Raw genomic sequence first — 13,245 nt, forward strand, 5'->3', positions numbered from 1 at the left:
TCTGATGCGTCCGACTGTTCCACCGGCACCCGCACCCGTCAATACCTGATGCATCGTCAGATCGGCTCGGAACAGGCCGCTCAGAAGAGGCTGACGCCCGCCAGCCATCCCCCGTCGATGACGAACGGCTGCCCGGTGATGTACGAGGAGTCGTCCGAGGTCAGGAAGAGCGCCAGCGCCGCCACCTCCTCCGGCTGCCCGATGCGGCCCAGCGGTACGAGCTTGCGGTACAGCTCGGCCACCGCCGCCCTGGACTCCCCCGGATCCGCGGTCGGGTCCAGCGCCGCCGGATTGGTCATCGCGGTGTCCACGGCCCCGGGGCAGACGGCGTTGACCCGTATCCCCTTCGCGGCCAGCTCCACCGCCGCCACCTTGGTCAGACCGAGCACCGCATGCTTGGTCGCGGCGTACGCGCCCACGAACGCCATGCCCGTGAGCCCCGTGTACGAGGCGGTGTTGACGATGGTCCCGCCGCCCGCGGCCTCGATCTCGGGCGCGACGCTCTTGATCCCGAGGAACGCGCCCACCTGGTTGACCTGCACCACCTGCTGGAACTCCTCCAGCGGCGTGGTCACCAGCTCGTTGAACCGGAGAATCCCCGCGTTGTTGACCAGCCCGTCGATCCTCCCGAAGGCGTCCTTCGCGGCGGCGACGGCGGCCTGCCACTCCTCCTCCCGGCTCACATCCAGATGGACGAACCGGGCGACGTCCTCCCCCAGCTCCTTGGCCAGTGCCTCGCCCTGCTCGTCGAGCACATCGGCGATCACCACCCGCGCGCCCTCCGCGGCGAAGAGCCGCGCCTCCTGCTCGCCCTGCCCGCGCGCCGCACCGCTGATCAGTACGACCCGCCCGTCCAGCTTGCCCATGATCTGACTCCTACCTGTCGAGATGGGGTGCGACCTCGGCGGCGAACGCCGCCATCTGGTCGGTCAGTTCGCTACGACTCCGACTGCGGAACCGCACCTGGATCTGGTGGACGCCCATGGCCCCGTACTCGCGCAGCGACTCCGCGACGGCCTCCGGCTTTCCGGTCAGGGTGCGCCGCCCGACGGACCACTCCGGCTCACCGACGTACAGCGGCTCGGTGATCGCACCGATGACGATCGGCTCCCCGACGCCCGCCGCCTCGCGCAGCTCCTTCAGCCGGGCGATCTGTGCGGGCAGCTTCCCCCGCGGATCGCCCTGCGGCAGCCAGCCGTCCCCCCGCACCGCGGCCCGGCGCACGGCGGCGGGCGAGGAACCGCCCACCCAGACCGGCACCCGTTCCTGGGCCGGACGCGGCAGCTGCCCGAGCCCGGCGAAGGAGAACCGTTCCCCCGCGAACTCCGGGTACTCCTCGGGACCGAGCGCCGCCTTCAGTGCGTCGATGGTCTCGTCGAGGACCCCGCCCCGCCCCTCGAAGTCCGCCCCGAGCGCCCGGAACTCCTCCGGTACGTGCCCGGCCCCGACCCCGAGGATCAGCCGGCCGCCGCAGAGGTGGTCGAGGGTGGCGTACTGCTTGGCGGTGGCCAGCGGGTGCCGCAGGCCGACGACGGCGACATGGCTCATCAGCAGGACCCGCTCGGTGATCCCGGCGAGAAAGGCGAGGGTGGCGACCGGGTCGTACCAGACGGTGCTCATGACCCCGGCGAGCCGCCGCGGGATCGCGACATGGTCGCAGCTCGCCAGGTAGGCGAAGCCGGTTCGGTCGGCGGTGCGGGCGATCTCGGCGAGGTCGGCGGGGGTGGCCGCGGCCTCCCACCCCTCCGCGTAGATGGTGCTCTGCGACTGGATCGGGAGCTGCATCCCGTACGACAGCGGCCCGGTGGGCAGTATCGGCACCGAACGGCCTCCTCCCCGAAGGAATCTGACGTATCGTCACTTGACGGCGCGGGGGCCATCGTCGTACCTGACGTCACATCAGACAAGGGGCGGGGGCAGGCGAACCGGTGCACCACCGCCACCCGTCCGGGCGGTCGGCCGCACCCGGTCAGGTGCGGGCGTCCCGGAACAGGAACTCGCCCTCGATCTCCACCCGGGTCGGGGGCTTGCTCCCGTCGTAGAAGTTCACGTCCTCGCACACCGCGGTCCACCGCAGCCGGAAGCGGTCACCGTCGCGTGAGACCACCGTGATCCGGTTGTCCCGCAGCGGCTCGTGCTCGTAGTAATAGAGCAGCGACATGCACGAGTCCTCGCCGTCCGCCGCACCGGCCATCACGAACGTCCTCCCGACCAGCCGGCCGGCGTCCGCTTCGGCCGCCGGCAGCACGATGCCCACCTCAGCGGTCGGCGCCATGCCCGAATCCGCCGTGTCCTCGCACCGCTGAACGGCATCGTCATCGGCCGCGAGCTCGAACCAGAGCGTCACATCCGCGTCCGTACCACCGTCGGACGCATGGCCCACCCACATCTCCGCCGAACCGAAGCGGTACACCTCGTCGCCGTTGAACCGGTGCAGCACAAAGCGCCCGCCGGGGTCCGCCCCCTCGCCTCGCGTCTCGCCCATCGCCACCCCTCCCGACCTCCCGGCACCAGCCTCGCACGGCACCGACGGTGCGCGCGCGGCCTCCGGGACCCGAGCCGGAGCGGTGGCGTCAGGGCCGGCGCGGAGCGGCGGCGTCCGGCGCCGACGAGCCCGGCGGACGGGTGGCATCACGGCCGGCATCACGGTCGGCGTCGCCCTCGTCATCGTCCCCTCCGGTCGCCGCGCTCCCGGGCTTCGGCGCCCCCTCGTCCCCTTCTTCCTCATCCTCGTGTTCGTTCGGCGCGGCCTGGACGCCCACGCCCGTCGAACCCGACACGTTCTGGTCGATCGCGCCCCCGCCGCCGTCGTGGTCACTGCCCGCGGTGCCCTTGCTGAAGGGGCCCAGCACGTCGAGGGTCCGGTCCACTTCCAGCCAGGAGTCGGCGTTGGAGTTGTCAATGGTGACCAAGGAGGGTCCGTGGTGCGTTTCCATGCCGCCGTCGGGGGCGTCGGCCCAGGCGTTACCGGCGGCCAACTGGCCCTGGCAGAGCGCACTGAGGGCGACCACCAGGGCCGCACGCGCCTTCGACGAGGTGAATCCCATGATCCGGCTCTTCTCTCCCGGCCGCACGGTCCCGGTCCGGACAACGGCCTGTTTCGCTGTGGTCCGCGTGCGCCGGGGTCCCGCTGGCGCCTGGGGGGTGCACCACCGGGCCCCCGGCGTTCGGCCGGAACAGTGACGAGAGCGGGCGGCCCGCTCCCGGCACATCGCTCGCGTCAGACGGACACCGGCTCACGGACGCCGTGATGCCTGCTGATGTTCTTCTCCAGCAGTTCCGTCGAGCCCCGCACTCCGATTCCGCCGGAGGGCGCGAGCTCGGGGAGCCGTCCGTCGGACTGCTTGAGATCAGTCAGCGCGGCATCGATGGCGGCATGTGCGGCAAAGAGGCAGGGAGTGCTGTAGATGGCCATCTGGCACTCCAGCTCGGTCAGTTCGGAGAGCGAGAGCCTGGGTGACTTTCCGCCCGCGATCTGGTTGAAGAGCAGCGGCTTGTCGCCAACCACCTTCCGGATGCGCCGGATCCATTCGACACTGCGCACCCCGTCGACCAGGACGACGTCGGCGTCCGTCTCGGCCAGCGCCTCGGCCCGGCGCAGGATGTCGTCCTCCTCCGTGGCGTCCGTGCGGGCGACGACCACGAGATCCTGCCTGCTCTCCAGCACGAGGTTGAGCTTCTCCAGATACTCCTCCAGCGGGAGCACCTGCTTGCCGTCCGCATGACCGCACCTGCGGGGGCGCTTCTGGTCCTCCAGGACGACGCCGGAGGCGCCGATCCTCTCCAGCCGCTGCACCACGTGGCAGGCGACCTCGGGATCGACGTAGCCGTCATCGATGTCGACCAGCAGGTGGTGGGAGGGGAAGGCCGGCCGCAGCCGCTCCACGAAGGCCACCATGTCCGGCCAGGCGATGAAGCCGATGTCGGGGAGCCCGTAGTGGGAGGCGGCGAAACCGAATCCGGACACGAAGAATCCGTCGTAATGCCGGGCCGCAACGGATGCCGAGTACATGTCGTAAATACCGATGAGAGGAGTCGTTCCCGGAGATCGGACTTCTTCCCTCAGCGCACTTCCGTAACGCACAGCATCCCCTTGCCAATGAGTCGTTGATTCGTGAATCAGCATTCGGTGCATCGAAAATGCGCCGAGCCGGCGGTTCAGTGATTCCGTTGCGTGGAACAGGTTTTGAGCAATGCCGTTTCCGGCGACAAGGACTCCGGCGAATCGAGGCATGCGGGCCGGCGGTTCAGCGATTCACTGATGCGACGAATTCGGGAACACCACGCGCGGCGCCCACGTGCGGAAGAGACGGCGGCACTCATGCCGCACGGGACGCAAAAGCAGCCCCATTTACGAAGACGTGTACATCTATACAGACATGACCGTCTCTTTGCCCCGGGACACGCCGGATTTGACCCTGTGTACGAAACCGGAGGGTCTGTTTCTCTCGGATCATCCGAAACATCGGACGGGTAGTGCGCCGACTGCCGCACAGGGACGCCGTGTTGGGCTGTTGCAGCGACGAGCGCCGATCAGGCGAACCGGTCGAGCAGGCACTCCACATAGCCCTCGAGGCGCGCCGTGAGCACCTCGGGCGTCAGATCGGTCCGCCCCAGTTCCCGCCACGGGACCGCGACCTTCTCCGCGTCCGGCGCGTAGGCCAGCGCGTCCAGCAGCCGCCAGTACAGGTGGTCCGTACCGCTCCCGGCCAACCGCCCGCCCGCGCCCGTGTACTCCTCGGCGAAGCTCATCCCGGCCGGTACACCGTGCAGCAGCGCCAGCGCGGTCGAGCAGTGGGCGACGTCCAGGTCTGCGGGGCCCCAGGAGGTCTCGACCCAGTCGACGACTCCGCTGATACGGAGGTCCGCCCCGGCGCCGGTGAAGAGCACGTTGCCCGGATGGAAGTCGCGGTGCAGGAACCGGGGTGCGTACGCAGGCGGCTCGCGGCGGATCACGTCCACCGCGCGCTGCCAGAGCCGCGCCCGTTCGGTGGCCTCGGGCACCCGCACCCGGTCCGGCGCGGTCCACGCCTCGTAGTCGCGCGGGCGGGTCTCATCCGTCACCCGCACCCGGTGGATGTCGGCCAACTGCCGGGCCAGCAGCCCGATGCGCTCCTGCGCTCCGGCATCGTCCACCCGCACCTGCCCGGGCAGCAGGGTCATCAACAGCGAGGGACGGTCGCAGTGTTCACCCCTGGCATCGACGGCCACGAGCTGCGCCGCAGGGACATCGGTCGCGTCCAGCAGCCGCAGGACGTCCGCCTCCCGGGTGAGCAGCCCCGGCGCATGACGCACGAAGAAGGGCTTGACGAAGGACCTCAGCACGAGCGAACGCCCGCCGGCCGGCCCGGAGACGTCCAGCCGTCGCATCTGCGAGGTCCATCCGCCACGCAGCCGCTCCGCGCTCTCGATCCGCTCCCCCGACGCAAGGGCCTTCTCCACCCACGTACGCGTCGCCGACCGGTCCAGGTCGCTGTCTGCTGCTTCACCCATGCGTGGAGCGTACTGACTCCACTGGCGCGGCGAGCGGCCGGCAGAAGTCGCCGGGAGCGCGCGACGGACGGGAAAGTCTTTTTCGACACGCCCTTTTCACTTGAAGGGTGGATACGCAGGCTGTTCGCCGCCGGGCAGGCTTCCCGCACTTGGAGCAGCACACCCGAGCAGCGTTCGAACCGGCAGGACAGACAAGGAGTACGACTCGAAGCGCATGGGACTTCTGTCCACCCGCGCGGTGATCGCCGCAACCGCTTCGGTCCTGTTGGTGGCCGGCACCGCCCAGGCCGCACCTGCGAAGTACGCGCGGCACGCGGATGCCGCCGCCCAGTTGAAGGAGGCGGGCATCACCTGGACATCCAGCGGCAACCGCTCTGACTGGAACAAGAAGTCGTGTACGTCATTCACCCGGATCAACAAGGCGACCATCGCGGGCGTGATCGCCTTCAGGAAGGTCAGCGGCTGCAAGGTGATCGTCACCGGCGGCACCGAGAAGGGCACAGCCCCGGCACATACAGCCGGCGCAACGGGTACAGGACGGATATCTCCACCAAGGTCCCGTGCGTCAACAACTACATCACGCGCAAGTTCGCCGAGGCGGGGAAGCGTAGCGACGGGGCCGCTCTGTACAAGTCCCCCGCCGGCAATGTCTACGCGCGGGAAGGCAGTCACTGGGACATCGCGCACTACAAGAGCAAGGCATAGCGGACACTTCCGCTCCTGACGCGGGACGACATGAAGCTGCCGCAGCAGAAAACCCTTCATCTGCTGCGGCAGCGACTACGGGGGCTGTCCCGAAACCTAAGCAGGTTCCCGTCCATTCCCCGTGGTACTAGTCACCTCACGGGTTGCTGGCGGGAATGCAGACCGCGAATGCCTGGACGGTCTGCGGGCCGGCACCGGCGTTGTACGCGGAGACGTGCCAGGTGTTGGTCGGGGTGTCCGGAGCGCTCGCGGTCCAGTGGATTTCGTCGTTCTGCAACTGGTTCACGGCACCTCCCCCGGTCAGCACGGTCCCGGCGGGGCAGGTGGCCGTGATGTCCTCGACGCTGCCCCCAGGGGGGATGATCGTGGCGGCGCTGGTGGCAGTCTGGGACGGGCCAACAGGTCCCGCCGGGCCAGTAGCCCCAGTGGCGCCATCAGCACCGTTGGTACCAGCCGCGCCCGTCGGACCCACCGGACCAACAGGACCGGTAGCGCCATCAGCACCATTGGTACCAGCCGCACCCGTCGCACCCACCGGACCAACAGGACCGGTAGCGCCATCAGCACCATTGGTACCAGCCGCACCCGTCGCACCCACCGGACCAACAGGACCAGTGGCGCCATCAGCACCATTGGTACCAGCCGCACCCGTCGCACCCACCGGACCAACAGGACCAGTGGCGCCATCAGCACCATTGGTACCAGGCAGACCCGCGGCACCGGTGGCGCCCGTCGCACCGTTAGCACCCGCGGCACCGGTGGCACCGGTGGCACCGGGCACACCCTGCAGACCCGTCGCACCCGTCGGACCAACAGGCCCAAGAGCACCGGTGGCGCCGGGCACACCCGGGACACCCTGCAGACCCGTGGCACCCGTGGCACCCGTCGGACCAACAGGCCCAAGAGGACCGGTGGCGCCCGTCGCACCGTTGGCACCGGACGCACCGGTGGCACCCGTCGCACCGTTAGCACCAGACGCACCGGTGGCACCGGGCACACCCGGGACACCCTGCAGACCCGTGGCACCCGTCGGACCAACAGGCCCAAGAGGACCGGTGGCACCCGTCGCACCGTTAGCACCCGCGGCACCGGTGGCACCGGGCACACCCTGCAGACCCGTGGCACCCGTCGGACCAACAGGCCCAAGAGGACCGGTGGCACCCGTCGCACCGTTAGCACCGGACGCACCGGTGGCACCCGTCGCACCGTTGGCACCGTTGGCACCGTTGGCACCGGCCGGACCGGTGGCGCCCGTGGCACCGTTAGCACCGGACGCACCGGTGGCACCCTGCAGACCAGTCGCACCCGTCGGACCGGTCGCGCCGGTCGGACCGTGAGCACCAACAGCACCAGACGCACCGGTGGCACCGGTGGCACCCTGGAGACCCGTCGCACCCGTCGGGCCGGCAGGACCGGTTGCACCGTTGGCACCGTTGGCACCAGACGCACCCGTGGCACCAGTCGCACCAGGCATACCAGGCATACCGGGGATGCCCTGCAGACCCGTCGCACCCGTCGGACCAGCAGGCCCGGTCGCGCCGTTAGCACCCACCGGACCCGTCGGACCCATGGGCCCCGTCGGTCCGGTGTCACCCGAGCCCGGGAAGTCGTCGCAGAAGGGCACGGTGGTCTGCGTCGAGATGTAGCGGGCGCTCATCCAGCCACTGCCGTTGGACAGCAGGTACCAGAATGAGTTCCCGTCGACGTTCTGGCCGACCACCTTGCAGGCGATGGACACCGAGCCGCCGGACGGCACGCTGCCCATGATCTGCGACTGGGTGGTGGGACTGCTACGGATGTTCTGAGAGACCTGGGAGGTGACCGTCCCGGACACGCTGGCCGCCACCCGGCTGGCCATCACTCGGTTGACCGCCTGCGAACCCGTGGGGTTCGGCGCTCCGTGAGCAATGTCCATGGGGCACAGCGCCAGGGTCATTCCCAGCGACATGGCGCCCAGAGTTGAACGGGACAAAATGTCCCAGCTTCTCGATTTCTGCATCTCGGATTCCTTACCGGGTCTGCGTGGATCAGGAGCCGTGACTGTGACAGGCCGGAGAGGGTAATGGCATATGCGCCACGCCGATGATCTACCGTCTGAGTGCAGACCGCTCCCCTTGTGAGTGAGGGATGCTTCGGCCATCCGCCCCTATTCACATACTGGTTAGACCCATTGGCCATTCCGGCCCGGCCACCTGCGCGCCCCCGAGAATCCCGTGTCGCGTCGCGGCCACCGGATTCCGGCGCACTAGCGTCGCTTTCCTCGGTGACCGGATCGGCTGATCCCGTACACCGCACCAATTCGCCGTGGGGTGTTACCCCATAGAAGCCAGATGGGGAGATCTATATGACAAATCTAATTGACCGTCCTGCCGAAGAACGGCCACCCGTCCTGCACCGCAAGCCGTCGATCTGCCTGTGCATGATCGTCAAGGACGAGGCGAAGGTCATCGAGCGATGCCTGAACTCCGTACGCGACCTGGTGGACACATGGGTCATCTCCGACACCGGCTCCCGTGACGGAACACAGGAACTGATCCGCGCCGCGATGAAGGGGATTCCGGGGGAACTCCACGAGGACCTCTGGGCCAACTTCGGCCACAACCGCACCCTGAACATCCAGCGCGCACGCGGCAAGGCCGACTATCTCCTGCTCATCGACGCCGACATGGCCGTCCGACGGGAGGGCCCGCTGTCCGAACTGTCCGAACTGAGCGCCGACTCCTACATGTTGCGCCATCTCGGTGCCCTCGAATACCGCATCCCCCGGCTGGTCAAAGGGGACATCCCGTGGCGGTACGAGGGCGCGACCCACGAATTTCTGACCACCGCCCAGCAGCACACCGTTGCCGATCTCTCGGTCCTCAGCATCGAGCATTTCGCCGACGGCGGCTCGCGCGGGGACAAGTTCACCCGGGACGCCCGCCTGCTGCGCGAAGACCTCAAGCGCAATCCGGACAATCCCCGCACGGTCTTCTACCTCGCGCAGACCCTCCGCGACATGGGTGAGACCCGGGAAGCGATCGCGTCGTACGAGCGTCGGGCCGGGATGGGCGGATGGGACGAGGAGGTGTACTACGCCCTGCTGCAAGTGGGCGTGCTCAAGGCCGAATCCGGTGACTGGCCCGGCGCCATGGACGCTCTCACCCGCGCATGGGAAAGCCGGCCCCAGCGGTTGGAGGCCTGTTACGAATTGACCTCCCGGCTGAGGAAGATGGGCCGCTATCGAGCGGCCAACGCAGTCGTCGTCGCCGGCCTCAATCGCCCCGCCCCCGAGGACTGGCTGTTCATGGAGCCCTGGATCTACAGCTGGGGCCTGCTCTTCGAGCACTCCATCACCTCCTACTGGACCGGCGACGCGCGCGGATCGCTGGCATCCTGCGATCGCCTCCTCGCCCTGTCCGACCTCCCGGCCGGCTACCGCGAACAGACCATCAGCAACCGTAAATTCGCGGCCGACCTCGTCGCCGCACGCTCCGGCCGGTCGGCACCCGCCGCCTTCGCCCGTCCGAAGACCGCATGAAAGGCGCGCGGGACGGCTGAGGGGAGAACGGGAGAGGCCCGGAACAGGTCCGGTCTCGGTGACGATGTGCCGCCGCCTGCGCGGTCACTTCCGATACAACGCCTCGATCTCCTTCTCGAAGTCCCGTGCGATCACATCCCGTTTCAGCTTCAGCGACGGCGTCAGGTGCCCGCCCTCCTCCGTGAAGTCCCCCGGCAGCACAGCGAACGTGCGGATCGATTCGGCACGCGAGACCAGACGGTTGGCCTCGTCGACCGCGCGCTGGAGCGCGCCCCGCAGCTCCTCGTCCGCCACCAGTTCGCGGATCGGCACGTCCTGCTTCTTCTTCATCTGACGCCAATGGGCGAGCCCGTCCGGCTCCAGGGTGATCAGGGCGGTGATGAACGACCGGTTGTCGCCGACGACCATGCACTGGCTGACCAGCGGGTGGGCGCGCAGCCAGTCCTCCAGGGGGGCCGGGGTGACGTTCTTGCCGCCGGAGGTGATGATGATGTCCTTCTTGCGGCCGGTGATCGTGAGGTAGCCGTCCTCGTCGAGCGCGCCGAGGACGCCGGTGGCGAACCAGCCGCCTTCCTGTACGGGTACGGCCTCGCCGCGTTCGGTGTCCCAGTAGCCCTGGAACACCTGGCCGCCGCTGAGCAGCACCTCGCCGTCCTCCGCGATCCGTACGGCGGTGCCGGGCAGCGGCCAGCCGACGGTGCCGAGGCGTGGTTTGAGCGGCGGGGTGACGGTGGCGGCCGCGGTGGTCTCCGTCAGGCCGTACCCCTCGAAGATCTCGATGCCTGCGCCCGCGTAGAACGAGGCGAGCCGTTGGCCCAGCGGGGAGCCGCCGCAGATCGCGTACCGGACGTGTCCGCCGAGTGCGGCCCGGATACGGCGGTAGACCAGGGGGTCGTACAGGGCGCGGGCCGCCCGGAGGACCGGGCCGGGGCCGGGGCCCGTGCCGTGTTCGGCGGCCTCAACGGCCTGCCCGTACCGCTGGGCGATCCTCGCGGCGCGGTCGAACGACGAGGCACGGCCCATCTTCTCGGCCGTGGCGCGGCCGGTGTTGTAGACCTTCTCCAGCACGTACGGGATGGCCAGCAGGAACGACGGCCTGAACCCGGCCAGGTCGGCGAGGAGATCCTCGGTCTGGATGGACGGGGCGTGGCCGAGTCGGACCCGGGCGCGCAGACAGCCGATCGCGACCATGCGTCCGAAGACGTGGGAGAGGGGGAGGAAGAGGAGCGTGGACGCGGGGTATTTACTGACCGACTTGAAGACCGGGTGGAGGAGTTCGATCGCGTTGTCGACCTCGGCGAAGAAGTTGCCGTGGGTAAGGACGCAGCCCTTGGGGCGGCCGGTGGTGCCCGAGGTGTAGATGAGGGTGGCGGGGGTTCCCGGTTCCAGTGTGGCGCGGCGGGCGGTGACGGCGTCGTCGGGGACGTCCCGGCCGAGGCTCTTCAGCCGGCCGAGCGCGCCCGTGTCGAACTGCCACAGGTGGGTGAGGTCGCCGAGCTGCTTGCGTTCCTGGCTGATCAGCCGGCCCTGGTCCGCGGTCTCGACGGCGCAGGCGACGGCGCCGGAGTCCTGGAGGATCCAGCGGGCCTGGAAGGCGGAGGAGGTCGGGTAGACGGGGACGGTGACGAGCCCGGCGGCCCAGGCGGCGAAGTCGAGCAGCGTCCATTCGTAGGTCGTACGCGCCATGATCGCGATCCGGTCGCCCGCGCCGAGGCCCTCCGCGATGAGGCCCTTGGCGACGGCGAGCACCTCGTCGGCGAACGCCGCCGCCGTCACGTCCTGCCAGCTGCCGTCCGGCTGCTTGCGGCTGAGGACGGCGTCGGCGGGGGCCTCGCGGGCGTTGTCGAACGGGATCTCGGCGAGGGAGCCGCGACGGACGGGGGGTGCGGCGGGGGGTACGGAGACCTGCTGTACCGAGCCGTCGGTGGCTCTGGCCTTGGTCGGCTTGACGAGGGTGGGGGTGGGGGCGGTGGGTGGCGTGGACACGTGCGGCTCCTCAACGTGGGGTCGGGCGGGGCGCCGGGTCCGTCCGGCGGCCGTGTTCGTCCTCAATCGCCGGACGGGCTCAAAAGATGTCCTCAATCACCGGACGGGCTGGATTTTGGTCCTGTCCGGTCTGATGCGTCAGGCCGGACAGGGATGTGGATTTTGGCGGCCGGCCGAACCGAAGCGTCACGTCGGAACAGGAGGAACTGGTGGTCGGCCGGTTCGGTTCGGTTCGTCACGGGCGTTCGAGGATTGCCGTGACGCCCTGGCCACCGGCTGCGCAGATGGAGATCAGGCCTCGGGACGGGGCGTCGCGTTCGGCGAGGAGTCGGGCGAGGGTGGCGACGATTCTGGTGCCCGTGGCGGCGAACGGGTGGCCGGTGGCGAGGGATGAGCCGGTTACGTTGAGCTTGTCCCGGTCGACGGGGGCGAGGCCCTGTTTTTCCCAGGCTGCGAGGGTGGCCAGTACCTGGGAGGCGAAGGCCTCATGGATCTCGAACAGATCGAAGTCCTCGATGGTGAGCCCGGCGCGCTCCAGCATGCGCGGTACGGCGTACGCGGGGGCCATCAGGAGACCGTCCTCGCCCTTCACGTAGTCGACGGCGGCCGTCTCGTACAGCGCGAGGTAGGCGAGCGGTTCCAGGTCGTGGGCCCGGGCCCATTCCTCACTCGCCAGCAGTACGGTCGCGGCTCCGTCCGTGAGTGGGGTGGAGTTGCCCGCGGTCATCGTCGCGTCGGGGTGGTCGGTGCCGAACACCGGCTTCAGCGTGGCGAGTTTCTCGACCGTGGAGCCGGGGCGCAGGTTCTGGTCGCGGGTCAGGCCCCGGAACGGGACGACGAGGTCGTCCAGGAAGCCGCGTTCGTACGCGGCCGCGAGGCGCTGGTGGCTGGTGGCCGCGAGGAGGTCCTGGTCCTCGCGGGCGATGTCCCAGCGGCGGGCGGTGATCGCCGCGTGGTCGCCCATCGAGAGGCCGGTGCGGGGTTCGGCGTTGCGCGGGATGTCCGGGACGAGGTGCCGGGGACGTACCCCCGCGAGTGCCTTGATCCTGGCACCTGTTGATTTCGCCCGGCGGGCGGTGAGCAGCAGTTTGCGCAGCTCGTCGTTGACGCCGAGGGGCGCGTCGCTCGTGGTGTCCGTGCCGCCCGCGATCGCCGAGTCGACCGCACCGAGCATGATCTTGTTCGCGGCGGCGATGACGGCCTGGAGGCCCGTGCCGCAGGCCTGTTGGATGTCGTACGCGGGGGTGCGCGGGTCGAGCGCCGAGCCGAGTACGGTCTCGCGGGCCAGGTTGAAGTCGCGGCTGTGCTTGAGGACGGCGCCCGCGACGAACTCGCCGACCTGCTGCCCCTGGAGTCCGAACCGCTCGACCAGGCCGCCCAGCGCGGCGGTGAGCAGCTGCTGGTTGGAGGCCTGTGCGTACGGGCCGTCGGAGCGCGCGAACGGAATGCGGCTGCCGCCGATGACCGCGACCCTGCGGGGCTGCGGGAGTTCGAGGGGGATCATCTCGACCAGCTCCTGACTCTTGAGTAACCTTACTCCG

General features: G+C 69.3%; 11 protein-coding genes and 1 pseudogene. 1 reads left to right on the forward strand and 11 read right to left on the reverse strand.

All coding sequences use genetic code 11. The features are described from left to right. Window positions 1-80: 80 nt before the first annotated feature. From ACGFU7_RS29260 to ACGFU7_RS29300, 9 genes and pseudogenes are all read right to left on the reverse strand, one after another. Window positions 81-866, reverse strand: a complete 786-nt coding sequence (locus tag ACGFU7_RS29260; RefSeq protein ID WP_393699627.1) for an SDR family NAD(P)-dependent oxidoreductase — start codon at window positions 864-866, stop codon at window positions 81-83. Between the two features lie 10 nt (window positions 867-876). After that, window positions 877-1,821 (reverse strand): LLM class F420-dependent oxidoreductase, encoded by a 945-nt coding sequence (locus tag ACGFU7_RS29265; protein ID WP_393699629.1) that lies wholly within the window; start codon window positions 1,819-1,821, stop codon window positions 877-879. Between the two features lie 148 nt (window positions 1,822-1,969). Continuing rightward, entirely contained in the window at window positions 1,970-2,485 is a 516-nt protein-coding gene (locus tag ACGFU7_RS29270) for a hypothetical protein (protein WP_393699631.1), read from the reverse strand. 88 nt (window positions 2,486-2,573) lie between these two features. Beyond that, complete coding sequence (locus ACGFU7_RS29275) at window positions 2,574-3,047, reverse strand: hypothetical protein (RefSeq protein ID WP_393699633.1); 474 nt, start codon at window positions 3,045-3,047, stop codon at window positions 2,574-2,576. A gap of 173 nt (window positions 3,048-3,220) precedes the next feature. Continuing rightward, window positions 3,221-4,084 (reverse strand): oxaloacetate decarboxylase, encoded by an 864-nt coding sequence (locus ACGFU7_RS29280; RefSeq protein WP_393699634.1) that lies wholly within the window; start codon window positions 4,082-4,084, stop codon window positions 3,221-3,223. 449 nt (window positions 4,085-4,533) lie between these two features. Then, a complete protein-coding gene (locus ACGFU7_RS29285) occupies window positions 4,534-5,493 on the reverse strand; it encodes a phosphotransferase family protein (RefSeq protein WP_393699636.1) in 960 nt (319 codons plus the stop codon). A 96-nt stretch (window positions 5,494-5,589) separates the two neighbouring features. After that, window positions 5,590-5,973, reverse strand: coding sequence for a hypothetical protein (locus ACGFU7_RS29290; protein ID WP_393699638.1), 384 nt, complete (start codon window positions 5,971-5,973; stop codon window positions 5,590-5,592). Between the two features lie 361 nt (window positions 5,974-6,334). Then, a complete protein-coding gene (locus ACGFU7_RS29295; RefSeq protein WP_393699804.1) occupies window positions 6,335-6,484 on the reverse strand; it encodes a hypothetical protein in 150 nt (49 codons plus the stop codon). 1,410 nt (window positions 6,485-7,894) lie between these two features. Continuing rightward, window positions 7,895-8,338 (reverse strand): annotated as a pseudogene (locus tag ACGFU7_RS29300) (hypothetical protein); the annotation flags it as partial. A 204-nt stretch (window positions 8,339-8,542) separates the two neighbouring features. Between ACGFU7_RS29300 and ACGFU7_RS29305 the strand changes: the two are divergent. After that, the gene (locus tag ACGFU7_RS29305; protein WP_393699639.1) at window positions 8,543-9,718 is read left to right on the forward strand and encodes a glycosyltransferase; all 1,176 of its coding nucleotides are present in this window, start codon (window positions 8,543-8,545) and stop codon (window positions 9,716-9,718) included. Between the two features lie 84 nt (window positions 9,719-9,802). On the opposite strand, the gene ACGFU7_RS29310 is transcribed toward ACGFU7_RS29305, so the two are convergent. Together ACGFU7_RS29310 and ACGFU7_RS29315 are read right to left on the reverse strand one after the other, a co-directional pair. Beyond that, window positions 9,803-11,704 (reverse strand): AMP-dependent synthetase/ligase, encoded by a 1,902-nt coding sequence (locus ACGFU7_RS29310; RefSeq protein WP_393699641.1) that lies wholly within the window; start codon window positions 11,702-11,704, stop codon window positions 9,803-9,805. A 235-nt stretch (window positions 11,705-11,939) separates the two neighbouring features. Next, window positions 11,940-13,208 (reverse strand): acetyl-CoA C-acetyltransferase, encoded by a 1,269-nt coding sequence (locus ACGFU7_RS29315; protein WP_393699642.1) that lies wholly within the window; start codon window positions 13,206-13,208, stop codon window positions 11,940-11,942. Window positions 13,209-13,245: the final 37 nt, after the last annotated feature.

The sequence above is a fragment of the Streptomyces sp. NPDC048473 genome (genome assembly GCF_043200155.1).
GTDB lineage: Bacteria > Actinomycetota > Actinomycetes > Streptomycetales > Streptomycetaceae > Streptomyces.

Excerpts from the sequence above, each read along its gene's own strand:
- ACGFU7_RS29260 (WP_393699627.1), bottom strand. The coding sequence starts at position 866 with ATGGGCAAGCTGGACGGGCGGGTCGTACTGATCAGCGGTGCGGCGCGC.
- ACGFU7_RS29270 (WP_393699631.1), bottom strand. The coding sequence starts at position 2,485 with ATGGGCGAGACGCGAGGCGAGGGGGCGGACCCCGGCGGGCGCTTTGTG.
- ACGFU7_RS29275 (WP_393699633.1), bottom strand. The coding sequence starts at position 3,047 with ATGGGATTCACCTCGTCGAAGGCGCGTGCGGCCCTGGTGGTCGCCCTC.
- ACGFU7_RS29285 (WP_393699636.1), bottom strand. The coding sequence starts at position 5,493 with ATGGGTGAAGCAGCAGACAGCGACCTGGACCGGTCGGCGACGCGTACG.
- ACGFU7_RS29305 (WP_393699639.1), top strand. The coding sequence starts at position 8,543 with ATGACAAATCTAATTGACCGTCCTGCCGAAGAACGGCCACCCGTCCTG.
- ACGFU7_RS29315 (WP_393699642.1), bottom strand. The coding sequence starts at position 13,208 with ATGATCCCCCTCGAACTCCCGCAGCCCCGCAGGGTCGCGGTCATCGGC.